At 69.4% G+C, this 16898-nt stretch carries 18 protein-coding genes; 11 read left to right on the top strand and 7 right to left on the bottom strand.

Translation table 11 applies throughout. The features are described from left to right. Positions 1-5 precede the first annotated feature (5 nt). A complete protein-coding gene (locus tag VHAB30_RS10995) occupies positions 6-1070 on the bottom strand; it encodes a DUF72 domain-containing protein (RefSeq protein WP_159277063.1) in 1065 nt (354 codons plus the stop codon). A gap of 61 nt (positions 1071-1131) precedes the next feature. Between VHAB30_RS10995 and VHAB30_RS10990 the strand changes: the two genes are divergently transcribed. The 8 genes from VHAB30_RS10990 to VHAB30_RS10955 all read left to right on the top strand — a co-directional run bounded on the left by VHAB30_RS10990 (position 1132) and on the right by VHAB30_RS10955 (position 7584). Next, a complete protein-coding gene (locus tag VHAB30_RS10990) occupies positions 1132-2610 on the top strand; it encodes a sensor histidine kinase (RefSeq protein ID WP_159277062.1) in 1479 nt (492 codons plus the stop codon). After that, positions 2607-3263, top strand: coding sequence for a response regulator transcription factor (locus VHAB30_RS10985; protein ID WP_159277061.1), 657 nt, complete (start codon positions 2607-2609; stop codon positions 3261-3263). The genes VHAB30_RS10990 and VHAB30_RS10985 overlap by 4 nt, the downstream gene beginning before the upstream one ends. A gap of 116 nt (positions 3264-3379) precedes the next feature. Further along, positions 3380-3880 (top strand): GlcG/HbpS family heme-binding protein, encoded by a 501-nt coding sequence (locus VHAB30_RS10980; protein WP_056581174.1) that lies wholly within the window; start codon positions 3380-3382, stop codon positions 3878-3880. Continuing rightward, positions 3880-4578, top strand: a complete 699-nt coding sequence (locus VHAB30_RS10975; RefSeq protein WP_070060562.1) for an ankyrin repeat domain-containing protein — start codon at positions 3880-3882, stop codon at positions 4576-4578. Before VHAB30_RS10980 ends, VHAB30_RS10975 begins: the two co-directional genes overlap by 1 nt. A 65-nt stretch (positions 4579-4643) precedes the next feature. Next, positions 4644-5279 (top strand): FMN-binding negative transcriptional regulator, encoded by a 636-nt coding sequence (locus VHAB30_RS10970; RefSeq protein ID WP_159277060.1) that lies wholly within the window; start codon positions 4644-4646, stop codon positions 5277-5279. 1 nt (position 5280) lies between these two features. Next, positions 5281-5505: a hypothetical protein gene (locus VHAB30_RS10965; RefSeq protein ID WP_159277059.1), complete on the top strand. Its 225-nt coding sequence runs from the start codon at positions 5281-5283 to the stop codon at positions 5503-5505. Continuing rightward, the gene (gene tadA, locus VHAB30_RS10960; protein ID WP_159277058.1) at positions 5495-6610 is read left to right on the top strand and encodes a tRNA adenosine(34) deaminase TadA; all 1116 of its coding nucleotides are present in this window, start codon (positions 5495-5497) and stop codon (positions 6608-6610) included. The genes VHAB30_RS10965 and tadA overlap by 11 nt, the downstream gene beginning before the upstream one ends. Next, entirely contained in the window at positions 6595-7584 is a 990-nt protein-coding gene (locus VHAB30_RS10955) for an LD-carboxypeptidase (RefSeq protein ID WP_390903990.1), read from the top strand. Before tadA ends, VHAB30_RS10955 begins: the two co-directional genes overlap by 16 nt. Positions 7585-7636: 52 nt before the next feature. Here VHAB30_RS10955 and VHAB30_RS10950 read toward each other — a convergent pair whose 3' ends face one another. Next, positions 7637-7972, bottom strand: a complete 336-nt coding sequence (locus tag VHAB30_RS10950) for a hypothetical protein (protein WP_062480058.1) — start codon at positions 7970-7972, stop codon at positions 7637-7639. Positions 7973-8303: 331 nt separating this feature from the next. Between VHAB30_RS10950 and VHAB30_RS10945 the strand changes: the two genes are divergently transcribed. The 3 genes from VHAB30_RS10945 to VHAB30_RS10935 all read left to right on the top strand — a co-directional run bounded on the left by VHAB30_RS10945 (position 8304) and on the right by VHAB30_RS10935 (position 10140). Continuing rightward, positions 8304-9251, top strand: coding sequence for an adenylate/guanylate cyclase domain-containing protein (locus VHAB30_RS10945; RefSeq protein WP_062480056.1), 948 nt, complete (start codon positions 8304-8306; stop codon positions 9249-9251). A 122-nt stretch (positions 9252-9373) separates the two neighbouring features. Further along, positions 9374-9724 (top strand): hypothetical protein, encoded by a 351-nt coding sequence (locus VHAB30_RS10940; RefSeq protein WP_159277056.1) that lies wholly within the window; start codon positions 9374-9376, stop codon positions 9722-9724. A gap of 185 nt (positions 9725-9909) precedes the next feature. Further along, positions 9910-10140 (top strand): hypothetical protein, encoded by a 231-nt coding sequence (locus VHAB30_RS10935; RefSeq protein ID WP_070060568.1) that lies wholly within the window; start codon positions 9910-9912, stop codon positions 10138-10140. Between the two features lie 18 nt (positions 10141-10158). Here the strand turns inward: VHAB30_RS10935 and VHAB30_RS10930 are convergent, their stop codons facing one another. From VHAB30_RS10930 to VHAB30_RS10910, 5 genes are all read right to left on the bottom strand, one after another. Next, positions 10159-10512 (bottom strand): response regulator, encoded by a 354-nt coding sequence (locus tag VHAB30_RS10930; protein WP_235926581.1) that lies wholly within the window; start codon positions 10510-10512, stop codon positions 10159-10161. A gap of 91 nt (positions 10513-10603) precedes the next feature. Continuing rightward, positions 10604-11821: a hybrid sensor histidine kinase/response regulator gene (locus VHAB30_RS10925; protein ID WP_159277055.1), complete on the bottom strand. Its 1218-nt coding sequence runs from the start codon at positions 11819-11821 to the stop codon at positions 10604-10606. Next, positions 11811-12425, bottom strand: a complete 615-nt coding sequence (locus tag VHAB30_RS10920) for a chemotaxis protein CheB (RefSeq protein ID WP_159277054.1) — start codon at positions 12423-12425, stop codon at positions 11811-11813. Before VHAB30_RS10920 ends, VHAB30_RS10925 begins: the two co-directional genes overlap by 11 nt. After that, on the bottom strand, positions 12422-13252 hold the full coding sequence (locus VHAB30_RS10915) for a CheR family methyltransferase (protein ID WP_062480071.1): 831 nt from the start codon (positions 13250-13252) through the stop codon (positions 12422-12424). The genes VHAB30_RS10920 and VHAB30_RS10915 overlap by 4 nt, the downstream gene beginning before the upstream one ends. Before the next feature lie 47 nt (positions 13253-13299). After that, positions 13300-16800, bottom strand: coding sequence for a response regulator (locus VHAB30_RS10910; protein ID WP_159277053.1), 3501 nt, complete (start codon positions 16798-16800; stop codon positions 13300-13302). Between the last annotated feature and the right edge of the window lie 98 nt (positions 16801-16898).

Genomic DNA, 16898 nt, shown 5'->3' with positions numbered 1-16898 from the left:
GCGTTCTAGCGGGTTATCCGGTCGGCGATGTCCTGCGCGAGCGAGGCGATGGTCAGCGGCGCGCAGCCTTCGGCGTTGTTGCTCACGGTGACGAAGGCGTTCTGCCCGGCGCCCGTGGTGCCGGCGATCACCTTGGCCAGCGCGGCGCGGGTTTCCGGGTCGGGGTCGAGCACCTTGTCGAAGGGGCCGTAGAGCTTCTCAGCGTCTTCGTAGCCGAAGCGGCCGTGGCGGCGGTGCAGGTTCCAGCGACACACCAGCGGCCCGGGCCACAGGGCGCGCAGCATCGGCAGCTGGTCTTCGATGGGCGGCATCTTCGCGTGCAGGCCCATGCAGAAGGTCGCGCCCACGCTGCGCAGCATGTCGGCGAAGGCGGGGCACAGCAACTGCGGGTCGCGCACCTCGACGGCGAGCACGGCGTCGGGTGCGGTAGGCTTCAGGTCGGGCATCGCCGCCAGCATCGCGCCGATGCGGGCGATCAGCGCGGGCTGGTCGGCCAGCAGGTGCGCGGGGATCGGGCTCAGCTGGAACACCAGCGCGCCGATGCGGTGGCCCAGCCCGTCGAGCGCCGGCTGCACGAACTCCTGCAGCGCGATCTCGTGGCTCAGGAACACCGGGTTGGCCTGCGTGCCGCGGCCGCTTTCGTCGCGCACGGTGGCGTCGGTCACGAGGCTCGGGGCCTTCACGACGAAACGGAAGTCGTCCGGCACCATGGCCGCGTAGCGCGCGTACTGGCTGGCGGTGAGGGCGCGGTAGAAGTTGCGGTCCAGGCTCACGGTGCGCAGCAGCGGGTGCTGCGCGAGCGCCGACAGGCCGTTCTTCGAGAGCACGGTTTCGGCGTAGTCGCCGTCCCAGACCAGGCCGGCCCAGCCCGGATAGCTCCACGACGAGGTGCCCAGGCGCAGCTGCGGCGGCAACTCGGCGGCGAGAGCGACCAGCGCCGCGTCGGGGGCCACCGGCTTCACGGTGGCACCGCGCGATTTCTTCGGCGAAGGCGCCGGCGCGTCGGCCGCTTCGGCCGGGCGCGGAAGTTCGGGGAGGTCGGAAAAGAGGGAGTCCTGCACGTCAGCCATGTCTGGGTCGGCATTTTCGGCCAAGCGGGGAGGCCCGTCAGCGCCGGGCACAATCCGCGCCATGACACAGTGGTTGCGTACGCGGGGTGGTTGGTGGCTGGCTTGGTTGGTGCTCACGGCCGCCGGCGCCGTGTGGTTCGCGCGCGCCGAGCTGACCCGGCTCCAGCAGGATTTCGAGACCGACGCGCGCATCGCGCACCGCCTCATGAGCCAGCAGGTGGTGCAGTACGACGCCGTGCTGGCCACGCTCGCGCTGCTGGAGCCCAACGCCGGCGCGGACTACCCCGAGCGTCGCCTGCCGTCGGTGTATTCGTCGATCCTGCGCGTGCAGCGGCGCGCGGCCGACGAGCCTTGGCCCGACGCCGGACACGCCGACGCGCTGGCCGCCGCCGAGGCCCGCTCGCGCGCCGAACGCCGTGCCGACCTGGCCGTGCTCGACCTGGCGCACGGCCGCTACCAGCTCGTGATCGGCTCGGAGCCACTGAGCTACGCGCTCGAGATCGATCTTGTCGGCTCGGTGCCCTGGCGCGACTGGCCGATGAACCCGCAGCGCAGCCCCGTGCGACTGGTCCTGCAGCGTGACGGCCAGCAACTGGTGCTGCAACACGGCCAGTCGGCCGAACATGGCTGGCGCTACAGCCTGAGCAAGGAGCTGGCGTCGCCGAGCCAGCCTTTCGAGCTGGTGGCCGAGCGCCAGGTCGGCTGGGCCGAGCTGCCGTGGCGCACCATCGGCGGCTGGGCGGTGGCGATGGCGCTGCTGCTGGCGGGCCTGTGGGCCGCGCAGCGCCAGCGCATCGCGCGGCGCCGCGCCGAGGAGCTGCTGCGCCTGGGCCAGGTGGCGCGCCTCAATGCGCTGGGCGAGCTGTCGGCCGGGCTGGCGCACGAGCTCAACCAGCCGCTCACGGCCGTGCTGGCCAACGCCCAGGCCGCGCGCCGCCTGCTCGACGACGACCCGCCCGATCTCGCCACCGCGCGCGACGCGATGGGGCAGGCCGTCGAGCAGGCCCGCCGTGCCTCCGGCGTGGTCGGCCGCCTGCGCCGCGTCATCGAACGCCCCGAGGCCGGCGGCGACGTGAAGCCGCTGGTGTTGCAGGAGGTGGTGCGCAGCGCCATGCACCTGCTGGCGCCCGAGTTCGCGCGCCACGGCGTGGCGGCCCAGTTCGATGCCAGCGCGCAGGCGCCTGTGCGCGTGCAGGCCGAGGCCGTGGCGCTGGAGCAGATCGTGCACAACCTGCTCATGAACGCGATGCAGGCGCTGGACCTCGTGCCCGCGGCCGAGCGGCGCCTCGTGGTCTCGGTCGGTCGCAACGGCGAGGAGGGCGTGCTGACCGTCACCGACAACGGCCGCGGCATCGCGCCCGAGGCGCTGCCGCGCCTGTTCGAACCTTTCTTCAGCACGCGCGAAGGCGGCCTGGGCCTCGGCCTGAGCCTGAGCGAAACGCTGGCCAGCGGCATGGGCGGCAGCCTGAGCGCCGCCAATGCCTCGCCGCGCGGTGCGCGCTTCACCTTGCTGCTGCCGCTGGTGGCACCTTCGACATGACCACGCCAACCACCGCCGACCAGCCGCAATCGCCCCTGATCCACCTGATCGACGACGACCAGGCCGTGCGCGACAGCCTGTCGCTGCTGATCGGCACCGTCGGCCTGCGCGTGCAGGGCTGGGCCGATCCGCAGGCCTTCATCGACGGCTTCGATCGCGCGAGCGTCGGCGCCATCGTGCTGGACGTGCGCATGCCCGGCATCAGCGGCCTCACGGTGCTCGACAGGCTGGTGGCGCAGGGCGTCGACCAGCCCGTGATCATGCTGACCGGTCACGGCACGGTCGAGATGTGCCGCCGCGCCTTCAAGGCCGGCGCGGCCGAGTTCCTGGAGAAGCCGGTGGACGACGAGCAGTTGCTCGAAGCCCTGCAGCAGGCCGTGCGCCAGCATGTGCGCACGCGCGAGCGCTCGCAGGCCGACAACGCCGCGCGCGAGCGGGTGGCGCAGCTGTCGGAGCGCGAGCGCGAGGTGCTGGCCTTCATCGTGCAGGGGCTCACCAACAAGGAGATCGCGCGTGCGCTGGCGCTGTCGCCGCGCACCGTCGAAACCCACCGCGCCAATCTGTTCGCCAAGCTCGATTGCGACTCGCTGGCGCAGCTGATCCGGCGCTATGCCGTGCTGGCGTCGGATGCAGGAGAAGAGGGCGCTCCGTAGTTCTACGGAGGGCCGGGCGTAGCCGTACGAATGGTTGCAGCGGACCTTATTTTTTACAGTGACACCGTGGTCGGCACAGGCCGGCACGAACCCTCTCATCACTGGAGAAACAACACATGCAATCGATCATCCGCGTTGGCGGCCTCGCCGTTCTGCTCGCTGCTTCCGTCGCCCAGGCCCAGACGCCGGCCCCCGCTGTTCGCACCGAGAAGAACATCTCGCTCGCGCTGGCCAACCAGATCGCCGCAGAAACCGTGGCCGCCTGCGCCGCCAACGGCTACAACGTGGCCGCCACTGTGGTCGACCGCGCCGGCACCGTGCGCGCCGTGCAGCGCGCCGACAACGCCGGCCCGCACACGCTGTCGTCGAGCGAGCGCAAGGCCTGGACCTCGGCTTCGGCCAAGAGCCCCACGCAAGCCATGATGGAAGGCGCTCAGAAGAACCCCGGCGCCGCCAACCTCGTGTACCTGCCGGGCTTCCTGCTGCTGGGCGGCGGCGTGCCGATCAAGTCGGGCAACGAAGTGATCGGTGCCGTGGGCGTGGGCGGTGCGCCCGGCGGCCACCTCGACGAGCAGTGCGCCAACGCCGCGCTCGAGAAGGTCAAGGGCCAGCTCTGATGACGGCGCGCGGTCTCTGGTCGGCGGTGCTCGCCGCCGCGATCGGCTGGAGCGCCGCGCCCGGCGCGGCGGCCCAGGTGCCGCCGCTGGCCGCCGAAGTGCTGGCCTACGAGGGCCTGCACCGCGCCGCCTGGCACGGCGACCTGCCCAAGCTCAAGAGCCTGATCGCCTCCGGCGCCAGCCTCGATGTGCGCGACGCGCGCGGCCGCACGCCGCTGCAGGTCGCCACCTACGCGCGCCAGCGCGACGCCGTGACGCTGCTCGCCAAGGCGGGCGCGAACATCGACCTGCTCGAAGACGACCGCTACGACGCCGTGACCATCGCGTCCGTGGCCGACGACGTGACCACGCTCACGCTGCTGCTGCAACTGGGCGCCAAGCCCGGGCAGGTCACCAGCCGCTACGACGGCACCGCCTTGATTGCTGCCGCACACCTGGGGCACGACGAGGTCGTGCGCCGGCTGGTCGCAGCCGGTGCGCCGCTGGACCACGTGAACAACCTGCACTGGACGGCGGTGATCGAGTCGATCGTGCTCGGCGACGGTGGTGCTCGCCACCAGCGCACGCTGGCCGCGCTGATCGCCGGCGGCGCCAACCTGCAACTGGCCGACCGTCAGGGCCTCACGCCGCTGCAGCTCGCAAAGGCGCGCGGTTACACCGCAATGGTGAAGCAGCTCGAAGCGGCACGCGCCAAGTAGCCTGCTGCACCGCAAGCCGGGGGCGACTCGGGGACAATCGGACCTCCCCACGAGGAACCCGCCCCATGTACATGCCTCCGCAGTTCAACGCCAAGGACCCGGCCGTCGCGCTGGGCCTGATGCGCGACCACCCCTTTGCCAACCTGATCTCGAACGACGACGAGGGCCTGCCCTTCGTCACGCACCTGCCCATCGTGGCCGAGCAACGCGAGGGCGATGCGCTGGTGCTGCTGGGCCACTGCGCCAAGCCCAACCCGCACTGGCGCTACCTGCAGGCGCGGCCGCGCGCGGTGGTGGTGTTCCAGGGCCCGCATGCCTACCTGTCGCCCTCGGTCTATCCCGACCTGGCGCGCGTGCCGACGTGGAACTACCTCGCGGTCCATTGCACCGTCGAAGCCCGGCTCGTCGAGACGCCCGAGGCCAAGGACGCGCTGCTCAAGAAGCTCATCGGCGACCACGAGCCGGCCTACGCCCAGCAGTGGAAGGACCTCGGCGAGGAGTTCCAGCGCAAGATGCTGGCCGGCATCATGGGCTTCGAGCTGCACGTGACGGCGCTGCAATGCAAGATCAAGCTCAACCAGCACCGGCCCGAATCGCATGCGGCGATGCGCAAGGTCTACCGCGCCGGCTCGGCCGACGAGCAGGCGCTGGCCGTGTGGATGGACCGGCTCGGCATGGCCGTCACACCGGAGGCACGCTGAGATGCGGATGTTCGGTTTGATCGGCCTCGTGCTCGCACTGGTGGTCGTCGGGCTGCTGGCGAAGCAGCAGCTGTCACGCACCGCCATCGCCAAGCAACCGACAGCGCCCGGCGCATCGGCCCCTGCGGCGGCCGATGCGCGCACGCAGGCGCAGCAGGTCCAGCAACAGGTCAAGGACGCCCTCGACGCCGCGGCCCAGGCCCGCAAGATGCCCGATGACAACTGAGCCGGCCGCATCGACATCGGACGCGCACTGGATGGCGCTCGCGCTGCAGGAAGCGCAGCGCGCGGCCGACGCGGGCGAGGTGCCGGTGGGCGCGGTGCTGGTGAAGGACGGCCAGGTCATCGCGACCGGCCGCAACACGCCCGTGGCGCAGCACGACCCGAGCGCGCACGCCGAGATCAACGCACTGCGCGCCGGTGCCGCCGCGCTCGGCAACTACCGGCTCGACGGCTGCGAGCTCTTCGTCACGCTCGAGCCCTGCGCGATGTGCGCGGGCGCGATGCTGCATTCGCGGCTGGCGCGCGTGGTGTTCGGCGCCACGGACCCCAAGACCGGCGCCGCGGGCTCGGTGCTCGATCTCTTCGCCGAGCCGAAGCTGAACCACCACACGCGCGTGCAAGGCGGCGTGCTGGCCGACGACTGCAGTGCGTTGCTGCAGCGCTTCTTCCAGCAGCGCCGCAGTGTCGCGCGCGCGCAGGCTGAGCCGCTGCGCGACGATGCCTTGCGCACGCCCGTCGAACGCTTTGCCGCGCTCACCGATTTCGGCTTCGCGCCGCATCACGTCCAGGACCTGCCGATCCTGCAGGGCTGGCGCCTGCACTGGATCGACGAGACCGGCCCGGCCGGCAGCGACGGTCGCGTGGCCGATTGCCTGTGCCTGCATGGCCCGGGCGAATGGGGCTACTTCTTCCGCCACCTCGTCGGCACGCCCGGCCTGCGCACGCTGGTGCCCGACCTGATCGGCTTCGGCAAGAGCGACAAGCCCAAGCGCGAAGCCACGCACCAGCTCGAATGGCACCGCGACGTGCTGCTGGCGTGGCTCGACCAGGTCCATCCCGAACCGCTCGCGCTGGTGCACAGCGAGGCGGGCGGCGAACTGGCCGCGCTGCTGCAAACGTCGGCACCGGGCCGCTTCACCGCAACGTTCACAGCACCCGACAGTGGCGTGCGCGCCAAGGACGCCTGGCGCACGCCGTTCCCCGACCGGGGCTACGAAGCCGCGTTGCGCGCGCTCGGCCCGCGTGCCGCATCGGGCGGTCCCACGGCCACGCAGGCCGCCACCCTGGCCCGGCAGATCCGGGACGCAATGGGATACTCGACGACGTGACGTCCAAACATATCTACATCTATTCCCCCTCCAGTGCCATCCGCGACAAGGCCGCCTTCCGGCGCGGCGTGGCGCGGCTGAAGGCCCTGGGCCATGAAGTCGAAGTCGATGAAGCCGCGCTCTCGGCGCACCAGCGTTTCGCGGGCGACGACGCCACCCGGCTCGCCGCCATCTCGCGCGCGGCCGCCAGCGGCGCCGATGTGGCGCTGATCGCGCGCGGCGGCTACGGCCTCACGCGCATCCTCGACGCGCTGCCGTACAAGGCGCTGGCCAAGGCCATCGACAAGGGCACCGAGTTCGTTGGCTGCAGCGACTTCACGGCCCTGCAGAACGCACTGCTGGCCAAGAACGGCGCCGTCACCTGGTCGGGCCCCGCGGTCGGCGAGGACTTCGGCGCCGAAGGCGGCCCCGACGACATCATGGAAGCCTGCTTCGACGACCTGTTGAGCGGGCAGGGCGAGGGCACCGGCTGGCGCATGCCGGCGCGCGACGCCGAGCTCAAGGTCAAGCCGGTCGAAGACGCCGTGCTCTGGGGCGGCAACCTCTGCGTGCTGACCAGCCTGCTGGGCACGCCGTACTTCCCGGTGGTCGACAAGGGCGTGCTCTTCATCGAAGACACCAACGAACACCCGTACCGCATCGAACGCATGCTCGACCAGCTGAAGCTCGCGGGCGTGCTGGCGCGCCAGAAGGCCGTCGTGTTCGGCCAGTTCACGGGCGTGCGCAACATCGCCGGCTACGACCGCGGCTTCGGCATGAACACGGTGATCGACCGGCTGCGCGCCAGCCTGAAGAAGGTGCAGGTGATTGCCGGCCTGCCGTTCGGGCACGTGCAGACCAAGGTGCTGCTGCCGGTGGGCGCGAAGGTGGCGCTGGCCGCCGAGGGGCGCGATGTGTTCCTGGTGTGGGGCCATCGGCACGGCCACCGTGACCATGATCACCACGGTCACGACCATCACGGCCACGACCATTGAGCCAGTACGCAGGCGGCCACCGGTGCCGCTGCGCTGCCGGCCGATCAGGACATCACTGGTTGGTGAAACGCTGATGGACGCGCGGGCCCATCGAGCCGGGCAGGCCGCCCTTGAACATGCTGTTGATTTCTTTCATCTGGCGCCGCGCGGCCGATTCGCCGTCGATGGCGCTCAGCGCGACCATCACGTCCTGGCGCAGGTACCAGAGGGTCTCGACATCGACCGCAAAGCGCACGCGTTGGCTGACACGCTGGATCGACTGGCCGCCGCGGCCCTGGAGCACCGACAGCATCGCCGTGCGGATGCGCCCGAGCTGACTTTCCGCAACCTGCCGCGAGCCCAGGCCGGGTACGTTCAGGAGCTGAAAAAGGCGGCGAAAGAGCAGCATGTCACGAAAAGCGTATTGCCGGGAGCTGAGACGGTCGCTACCTTAAGCCTCAGTTCGCCGGGACACAAGATGTGAAACACCGTTTCTTGTTTGCAAACAACAAGCTTTAGCGGTCTCTTTTGTTGTCATTTGAATTTTGAGCGCAAAAGTATTAAAAAACTTTGGCATTCATCTGCACGATGCGCCAAGCTGGCCCCGTCGATGCAGCGTCAACAAGAAGCTTCTGCGGATCGTTCCTTGCATGTGAAGGCGCATGTCGGGGAAACTTCTCGCAGGAGCGGCGAAAGGTCCAGAGCAACATAACCAGCGCTTGCCGCCAAGAAAAAACAGTATGGGTGTCAATTCCACAGTCGTTTTCGCGGACTTGACCGGAAGTACCAGGGTCTTCGAGGCCATGGGGAATGCACGTGCCACCGAGACCGTGACGCGGCTGACCCAATGGATCGGGCGTGTGTGCGAGGCCCACGGCGGCCGGGTCGTGAAATCGCTCGGCGACGGCGTGTTCGCCATCTTCACCAGCGGCGCCGCCGCCACGCACGCGGTCATCGAGTTGCAGCGCTACCACCAGAAGCGCCTGGCCGGCTGGCCCGTGCCGCTGCGCATGGCGCTGCAGATCGGCGTGGCCAGCGGCGACGTGGTCGAGGTCGAGGGCGACTGCTTCGGCGACGCCGTCAACCTGGCCTCGCGCCTGAGCGACCTGGCCGGGCCGGGCCAGATCTGGGTCACCGAGGCGGTGATCCAGCAACTGCACGAAGGCGCCGTGCAGCACCGCGACCTCGGGCCGATCAGCATCCGCGGGCGCACCGAGATGTCGATCGTCCACCGCATCGACTGGCAGGAAGACCTGACCAGCTTCCTCACCGTGCCGGCCGCGCTGCTGCCGGCGCGGCTGCCCGATTCCACCTTCGGCCGCATCGAACTCGCGTGGCTCGACGTGCGCTCCATGTTCCGCATCGACCAGCTGCCCATTCACCTGGGCCGCGTGGGCGACGCGCAGTTCGTGGTCAACGACCCGCGCGTGTCGCGGCTGCATGCGCGCATCGAGGAGCGGCAGGGCAGTTGCGTGCTGATCGACGTCAGCACCTACGGCACCTGGGTGCGCTTCCACGGCAACGGCGGGCCGAGCCACGAGATTGCGCTGCGGCGCGACGAGTGCGTGCTGCACGGCCGCGGCGAGATCGGCCTGGGCGCGCCGCTGAGCGATTTCAGCGCGCCAACCATCGCCTTCAACACGACAGGCGACGACGTGATGCTGTCACGCCGGGCCATCGTGAACTGAAGGCCGACTGGGAATCCCGTTCACGTTTGGCAACCAGCTGGTGCGCTTCGAGGTGCACCACGCAGGGACATGTGGCGTTGCAGGACCACGCCGGCGCCGTTCGCGCCAGGCCTGGAGCCACCATGCATTCCCCAAGTGATTCTTCCGTTTTCAGATGGGCCGCCGTCGCCGCGATCACGGCCGGCGCGCTGCTCGCCACGGGTGCCGCCAGCGCGCGCACGAGCTGGTCGGTGCAGATCGGCACGCCCGGCGCGGTCTATGCGCCGCCGTACTACGTGCCGCCGCCCGTCTATGCGTACCCGGCCCCGATCTACTACGAACCGCCACCGCCGCGGGCCTACTACCGCCCGCCGCCGCCCGTGTACTACCGGCCGGCCCCGATCTACGTCCCGCCGCGCGGGCGCCTGTACTACGGTCCCGGCTATCCCTACCGTGCGCCGAACGATGACGACGACGATGACGACCGCGATTGACCGGCGATCCGCAAGCTTGCAGGCATGCCAATTCTTGGCGTGAACTCTGACGAAAACGTCACATTCAGTCACATTTGTAAGATCAAAGAATTCATTTCATGCCTGCGGGAGGGTTCGGGCCTGGGGCATGACACTTGCCTTGCATCGTTCAACAGGCGCGCAGAGTGCCGAAGGAGCGACAAAAAATGCAGACCAGCGTTCGGCCTTTCACCGATGTCGAGGCCGCCATTGCGGCGGTGGAGGCCCTGGACGGCGAACTCCGTAAGTTCGAGCTGGCCGTGGGGGACAACCTCCAGGACAGCATCGGCCTGCAGATGGCGCAGATCACCGACCGTGCGCTCGCACGCGGCTGGGAGCCCAGCGGCTTCATCCAGAAGGAAGGTTTTCGCCTCTACCGCTACCGCGCGATGCGCTGACAGGTGAGGAGGGGCGGGTCAGCCCGGCGCGAGGATGCGCTCGAGCGCCCCGATGTCGATGGGCTTTTGCAGGTGGTGGTCGAACAGCACCTCGCCCGGCGCCGCATTCGCCGCGTCCCGTTCCGAAAAACCAGAAATCGCCACCAGCAACCGCGGCGTGCCTTCGGCGGCGGTGGCACGCAGCCGGCGCGCCACCTCGGTGCCCGGGAAGTCGGGCAGGGTGAGGTCGATCAGCGCCGCATCGAAGCGCTCGCCGGCCGCTGCGTCCAACGCCTGTTGCGCCGTGTAGGTGCAGCGGGCGGTGTGATCCTGCAGCGTCAGCAGCTCCCGCAGCAGGTCGGCCGCGGCCTCGTTGTCGTCGACGATCAGCACATTCACAGTTGTTTTCTCTCGGCATCCATTGATTGCGATCCCGCAGTATCGACGCTGTGCCTACCGGAATCCGTAACAGAGGCCTTGTTTGTTACTTCCCGGCGTCGGCCGAGGCGGGCGGTGGCTGCAGCGGCAGCTCGACGAAAAAGCGCGCGCCGTGGCCCGGCGTGCTCTCCACGCCGATGCGGCCCGCATGCAGGCTCACGATCTTGTGCGTGATGTACAGCCCCAGGCCCAGGCCGGCCGCGTGCTTGCGGCTGACGTCGGTGCGCTCGAACTGCTCGAAGATGCGCTGGTGGTCCTCGGGCGAGATGCCGATGCCCTGGTCGCGCACGCTCACGACCGCCTGGTCGCCGTCCTGGCGCACCGTCATCTCGACCGGCTTGCCGCCGCCGTAGCGCAGCGCGTTGGTCAGGAGGTTGGTCAGCACCTGTTCGATGCGGAACTCGTCCCACACGCCGCGCAGCGCGGGGGGCGCGTCCAGGCTGATGGTGCAGCCCGCGGCCTCGGCCTGGTGCCGCAGGTTGTCGACCACGGCGCGGGCCAGCTCGGCCAGGTCGACCGGCTTGGTCTGGATCGAGAGCGCGTCGCGGCGCAGCCGCGTCACGTCGAGCATGTCGTCGATGAGCCGCACCATGTTGCGGATCTGCCGCTGGTCGCGCTCGATCATGGTGGGCAGCTTCTCGGGCGAGAAGCTGTCGAGCTTGCCCTTGGACAGGTGCAGCTGCCGCAGCTGCGCCTCCAGGTAGAGCGTGTTCAGCGGCGTGCGCAGTTCGTGCGACACCATCGACATGAAGTCGTCGCGCATGCGCACCGCGCGTTCCAGCTCGCGCTGCGTGTGTTGCAGCTGCTGCACCAGCTCTTCCTGCTTGCGGTGCGCGGCGGCCAGCGATTCCATTTCGTGGCGCAGCGCCTTGCGGTGCTGGTGCAGGTCGACGAACACGCTCACCTTGCTGACCACCGCGTGCGGATCGAGCGGCTTGTGCAGGAAGTCGACCGCGCCGCTTTCGTAGCCCTGGAAGGCGTAGTTCATCTCGCGCCCGGCGGCGCTCACGAAGATGATCGGGATGTGCCGCGTGCGCTCGGTGCCGCGCATCAGCTCGGCCAGCTCGAAGCCGTTCATGCCGGGCATCTGCACGTCGACGATGGCGAGCGCGAATTCGTGCTCCAGCAGCAGCGCCAGCGCGGCCTCGGCCGAACCGGCGCGGTACACCAGCCGCCCGGGCGCGCGAATCAGCGCCTCGAGCGCCAGCAGGTTCTCGGGCAGGTCGTCGACGATCAGCAGCTTGCTTTCGACCTCAATGGGCATGGGCGGGCTCCAGTAGCTGCAGCAGGATGCGCAGGTCGCGCAGCCGAAGCACGTGGTCGGGGGTGTGGCGCGCAATGGCGGCGAGGGGCATGGTGGGAACCAGGGCTTCTTTCGGGTCTTGCACGGCGGTGAGTCCGCCGGCGCGGTGGATGCGCAGCAGGCCTTCGGCGCCGTCTTCGTTGGCGCCGGTCATGAGAAAGCCGGCCACCGAGGGCCCGTAGGCGTCGGCGGCCGAGGCCATGAGCACGTCGATGGACGGGCGCGAGAACAGCACGGGCGGCTCGCAGCTCAATGAAAAGCGGCGCCCGCGCTCGATCGACAGGTGGTAGCCCGGCGGCGCGAAGTACAGGCAGCCGTCCACCAGCGGCATCTTGTCGAGCGCCTCGTGCACGGGAATCGGCAGGCGCTGCGCGAAGATCTCGGCCAGGTGGCTCTCGTGCGATTCGGGCAGGTGCAGCACCACCGCCATCGGAATGCGCCAGTTGGCCGGCAGGCCGTCGAGCACCGCGCTGAGCGCGTCGATGCCGCCGGCCGAGGCGCCGAGCACCACGGCCTCGACACGGCGAACCGGAAACGGACGGTGCTGCGTGCCGGCGCGCTTCATGCGACCTTGCGGTAGATGCGCTCGGCGCGCGCGTGGGCGTCGAAGCGGTCGGCGTAGCCCGAGAAGTCGATGCTCTCCTTGGAGCCCAGCCCGAGAAAACCGCGGTGCGACAGCGACTCGTGGAACAGCCCGAGCGCGCGGTCCTGCAGCTGGCGGTTGAAGTAGATCAGCACGTTGCGGCACGACACCAGCTGCGTCTCGGCGAACACGCTGTCGGTGGCCAGGCTGTGGTCGGCAAAGATCACGTCGGCGCACAGCGAGGGGTCGAAGCGCGCGGCCTCGTAGGCGGCGGTGTAGTAGTCGGAGAACGCGCTCAGGCCGCCTGCGCGCTGGTAGTTGGCCGTGTAGCCGCGGATGGCCTCGAGCGGAAAGATGCCCTGGCGCGCCTTCTCGAGCGAGGCCGGGTTGATGTCGGTGGCGTAGATCTGCGTGCGCTCGAGCAGGCCTTCCTCGCGCAGCAGGATGGCCAGCGAGAACACCTCTTCGCCCGTGCTGCAGCCCGCCACCCACACCTTGACCGACGGGTAGGTGTGCAGGATCGGCACCACATGCCGGCGCAGCGCCAGGAAGTAGGCCGGGTCGCGGAACATCTCGCTCACGGGAATGGTCAGGAACTGCAGCAGCTGGCCGAACAGCGCCGCGTCGCGCAGCACGCGGTCCTGCAGCGCCGAGATGCTGGGCAGCTCGAGCTGCTCCAGCGCATACAGCACGCGGCGCTTCTGCGAGGCCGTGGTGTAGTTGCGGAAGTCGTAGCTGTACTTGAGGTAGATGGCCTCCATCAGCAGGCGCAGCTCGATCTCGGTGTCGCTCAGCGGCTGGGGCTGCATGGGGGCGGTGGCCGGGTCCTGCAGCGCGGCGGGGAGGGGCTTGCGGGTCACAGGCGCTCCATCTTCGGCATCCACACGCGCAACAGCGAGAACAGGCGCTCCAGGTCGACCGGCTTGGCCAGGTAGTCGCTGGCGCCGGCGGCCAGGCACTGGTCGCGGTCGTCCTTCATGGCCTTGGCGGTGATGGCGATCACCGGCATCTTCGCGAAGCGCGGGTCGGCGCGCAGGTGGCGCGTGGCTTCCAGGCCGTCCATCTCCGGCATCATCACGTCCATCAGCACGAGGTCGATCTCGCTGACCTGGTCCAGGCGCTCCAGCGCCTCGCGGCCGTTGCGGCCGATCTCGACGGTGGCGCCGCGCTGCTCCAGCGCGCTGGTGAGCGCGAAGATGTTGCGCACGTCGTCGTCCACCAGGAGGATGGTGCGGCCCTCGAAGATGCGGTCGCGCCCGCGCGCCGTCTTCAGCATGCCCTGGCGTTCGCTGGACAGCGAGGCCTCCACCTTGTGCAGGAACAGCGTCACCTCGTCGAGCAGACGTTCGGGCGAGCGCGCGCCCTTGATGATGATCGAGCGCGAGTAGCGCTGCAGCTCGGTTTCTTCGTCGCGCGTGAGGTTGCGCCCGGTGTAGACGATGACCGGCGGGAACGACACGATCTCTTCCGCCGCCATGGCCTTGAGCAGCTCGCTGCCCTGCATATCGGGCAGCCGCAGGTCGGTGATCATGCAGTCGAACACGCGCGTGCGCAGCAGCGCCAGCGCCTCCTCGCCGGAGCCGACCGCGACGATCTCGATGTCGTCGTCGCCGATCAGCCGGATCACGCTCTCGCGCTGCAAGGCGTCGTCTTCCACCAGCAGCACGACCTTGACCTTCTGCGTGAGCTTTTCTTCCAGCCGGCCGAACACCTTGGTCAGCTCCTCGCGCGTGGCCGGCTTCAGCGCGAAGCCGATGGCGCCCATGTGCAGCGCGGCGGCCTGCGCGTTGTCGGCGGCCGAGACCACGTGGATCGGGATGTGGCGCGTGTGCGGCGAGTCCTTGAGCTTTTGCAGCACATCCAGGCCGGTGCTGTCGGGCAGGCGCATGTCCAGCAGGATCGCGTCGGGCACGAACTGCGTGGCCAGCTCGAAGCCGTCGGCCGCGCCGTGCGCCACCAGGCAGCGGTAGCCCAGCTCGTGCGCCAGGTCGTACAGGATGTGGGCGAACTGCGGCTCGTCCTCGATGACCAGCACGCGGCGCACCTGGTCGCGCGGAATCGAGCGGTCGTCCGCGAAGCGCGGGGCCGGCACCACCGGAGCCGGGGCAGGGGGCGCGAGCGGCGGCGGCGACAGCACGGCGGGTGCATGGGAGGGCGAGGCGCTCGACACCGACCGCAGCGTGCCCACTGGCACGGCCGGCGCCGGCATCGTCTGCGGCGCGCGCGGCGGCAGCTGCAGCGTGAAGGTGCTGCCCTGGCCGGCTTCGCTCTTCACCGTCAGCGAGCCGCCCAGCAGCTGCGTGAGGTCGCGCGAGATCGACAGGCCCAGCCCCGTGCCGCCGTAGCGCCGGCTGGTGGTGCCGTCGGCCTGGCGGAAGGCCTCGAAGATCAGCTCGTGCTGCTGCGGGTCGATGCCGATGCCCGAGTCGTGCACCGCAAAGGCCGCGCCGCCGTCGGCCGTGGCCGACACCGTGAGCGCCACCTCGCCGCGCTCGGTGAACTTGATCGCGTTCGACAGCAGGTTCTTCAGGATCTGCTCCACGCGCTGTCGGTCGGTGACCAGCAGGGCCGGCGCGTCGGGCCGCAGCTCCAGGCGGAACTCCAGGTTCTTGTCGGTCGCGAGCGGGCGGAAGGTGCTTTCCAGGCTCTGGGCCAGCTTGTCGAGCGGCACCTCCTCGGGCACCAGTTCGAGCTTGCCGGCCTCGACCTTGGCGATGTCCAGGATGTCGTTGATCAGCACCAGCAGGTCGTTGCCCGAGGCGTAGATCGATTCCGCGAACTTCACCTGCTCCAGCGACAGGTTGCCCTGCGGGTTGTCGCCCAGCAGCTTGGCCAGGATCAGCGCGCTGTTCAGCGGCGTGCGCAGTTCGTGCGACATGTTCGCCAGGAACTCCGACTTGTAGCGGCTGGCGCGCTGCAGCTCGTCGGCGCGGTCTTCCAGGTCGCGCTGCACGCGGCGCAGCGCGGTGTTGCGCTGGTCGAGCGCTTCGGTGCGTTCCGACAGCTGGCTGTTGGTCTGCTCCAGCTCGGCCTGCTGGTTCTCCAGCATGGCCTGCGAGGCGCGCAGGGCGCGCGACTGTTCTTCGAGCTCTTCGTTGGCGGTGCGCAGCTCTTCCTGCTGCACCTGCAGCTCCTCGTTGAGCTGTTGCGTTTCGGCCAGCACGTCCTGCAGCTGCTCGCGGTAGCGCGCCGCCGCCAGCGAAGTGCCGATGTCGTCGGCCACGAGGTCGAACAGTTGCTCGCTGCGCGCGTCGGGCGTGCCCGGCAGGCCGAGTTCGAGCACACCGTTGACGGCGCCGTCGGCCGCCACCGGCAGCAGCAGCACGGCCTTGGGCGCCATCTCGCCCAGGCCGGAGTTGACCTTCAGGTAGTCGGCCTGCACCGGGTCGATCAGCATGCGGCGCTGCTCGGCCGCCGCCTGGCCGATCAGGCTTTCGGTGGGGGAGAACACCTGCGGCGAGGCTTCGGCCTCGCTGGAGAAACCGTAGCTCGCGGCGCGACGCAGCGGGCCGTGGCGCTCGCGCACATAGAGCGCGCCGACCGAGCTGCCGAGGTGGCGCGAGAAGAACGCCAGGATCTTGCGGCCCATGTCCGGCGCGCTGAGTTCGCCGACCAGCTCGCCCACCAGCTCGGTCTGCGCATTGCGCAGCCAGGCCTCCTGCGACAGGCGCTCGGCGTGCGCCGCCTGTTCACCCAGCACCACGTCGTAGCTGTCGGACAGGCGCATCAGCTGGCGGCGCCCGAAGAACGCCACCAGGCCCGAGTACACCAGCGTGAAGAGCAGGAACAGCCCGACCACCCACCAGCTCGTGCGGTTGGCCTCGGTGTTGCGCTGGAAGCGCAGCGTCTGCTCGGTGTCCATGAAGGCCGTGAACTCGGCGCGCAGGTCGTCGGTCAGGCGCTTGCCGCGGCCCAGCCGGACGGTGGCCTGCGGATCGATGCCGTTGCGCCGCGCCTCGATCATTTCCCGCGCGAAGGTCAGCCACGACTCCTGCAGGCCGACGATGCGGTCGACACGCTCCACCTGCTGGCGGTTGTCCGACACCTGGCGGCGCAGCGCGTCGGTGTCGGCCTTCAGGCGCGGCAGGGCGGACTGGTAGGGCTCGAGAAAGCTCTCCTCGCCGGTGATCAGGAAGCCGCGCATGCCCGTTTCCATGTCGATGGAACGGCGTTGCAGTTCGCTGGCGGCGCGCGTGACCTGGTCGGTGTGCTCGACCCAGCTCAGGCTCGTCAGCAGATACAGGATCAGCGCGACGAACGCCACGGCGCCGATCAGTCCGCCCAGCAGCGGCAGCTTGAGGTTGCGGCTGAGCAGGCGGTCGAATTCGACGGGGTCGATCGCGGAGGGAGTTTTCATGAATGCATTTGTAAGCAAAACTTGTCAAGTCTTGCCGAAAAAGATCATTTGACCTGTCGGAGAAGGCCTCGATACCGATTTGTGTGACGTATTGCCGC

This window comes from Variovorax boronicumulans, assembly GCF_009811375.1.
In the GTDB taxonomy this organism is placed as follows: domain Bacteria; phylum Pseudomonadota; class Gammaproteobacteria; order Burkholderiales; family Burkholderiaceae_C; genus Variovorax; species Variovorax boronicumulans.
Note: the sequence above shows the minus strand (reverse complement) of the source record. Positions and strands in the feature narration are given on the sequence as shown.

Bases quoted from the DNA above. Each gene is read 5' to 3' on its own strand.
- VHAB30_RS10995 (WP_159277063.1), bottom strand. From the start codon at position 1,070: ATGGCTGACGTGCAGGACTCCCTCTTTTCCGACCTCCCCGAACTTCCG.
- VHAB30_RS10990 (WP_159277062.1), top strand. From the start codon at position 1,132: ATGACACAGTGGTTGCGTACGCGGGGTGGTTGGTGGCTGGCTTGGTTG.
- VHAB30_RS10985 (WP_159277061.1), top strand. From the start codon at position 2,607: ATGACCACGCCAACCACCGCCGACCAGCCGCAATCGCCCCTGATCCAC.
- VHAB30_RS10980 (WP_056581174.1), top strand. From the start codon at position 3,380: ATGCAATCGATCATCCGCGTTGGCGGCCTCGCCGTTCTGCTCGCTGCT.
- VHAB30_RS10975 (WP_070060562.1), top strand. From the start codon at position 3,880: ATGACGGCGCGCGGTCTCTGGTCGGCGGTGCTCGCCGCCGCGATCGGC.
- VHAB30_RS10970 (WP_159277060.1), top strand. From the start codon at position 4,644: ATGTACATGCCTCCGCAGTTCAACGCCAAGGACCCGGCCGTCGCGCTG.
- VHAB30_RS10965 (WP_159277059.1), top strand. From the start codon at position 5,281: ATGCGGATGTTCGGTTTGATCGGCCTCGTGCTCGCACTGGTGGTCGTC.
- tadA (WP_159277058.1), top strand. From the start codon at position 5,495: ATGACAACTGAGCCGGCCGCATCGACATCGGACGCGCACTGGATGGCG.
- VHAB30_RS10950 (WP_062480058.1), bottom strand. From the start codon at position 7,972: ATGCTGCTCTTTCGCCGCCTTTTTCAGCTCCTGAACGTACCCGGCCTG.
- VHAB30_RS10945 (WP_062480056.1), top strand. From the start codon at position 8,304: ATGGGTGTCAATTCCACAGTCGTTTTCGCGGACTTGACCGGAAGTACC.
- VHAB30_RS10940 (WP_159277056.1), top strand. From the start codon at position 9,374: ATGCATTCCCCAAGTGATTCTTCCGTTTTCAGATGGGCCGCCGTCGCC.
- VHAB30_RS10935 (WP_070060568.1), top strand. From the start codon at position 9,910: ATGCAGACCAGCGTTCGGCCTTTCACCGATGTCGAGGCCGCCATTGCG.
- VHAB30_RS10925 (WP_159277055.1), bottom strand. From the start codon at position 11,821: ATGCCCATTGAGGTCGAAAGCAAGCTGCTGATCGTCGACGACCTGCCC.
- VHAB30_RS10920 (WP_159277054.1), bottom strand. From the start codon at position 12,425: ATGAAGCGCGCCGGCACGCAGCACCGTCCGTTTCCGGTTCGCCGTGTC.
- VHAB30_RS10915 (WP_062480071.1), bottom strand. From the start codon at position 13,252: ATGCAGCCCCAGCCGCTGAGCGACACCGAGATCGAGCTGCGCCTGCTG.
- VHAB30_RS10910 (WP_159277053.1), bottom strand. From the start codon at position 16,800: ATGAAAACTCCCTCCGCGATCGACCCCGTCGAATTCGACCGCCTGCTC.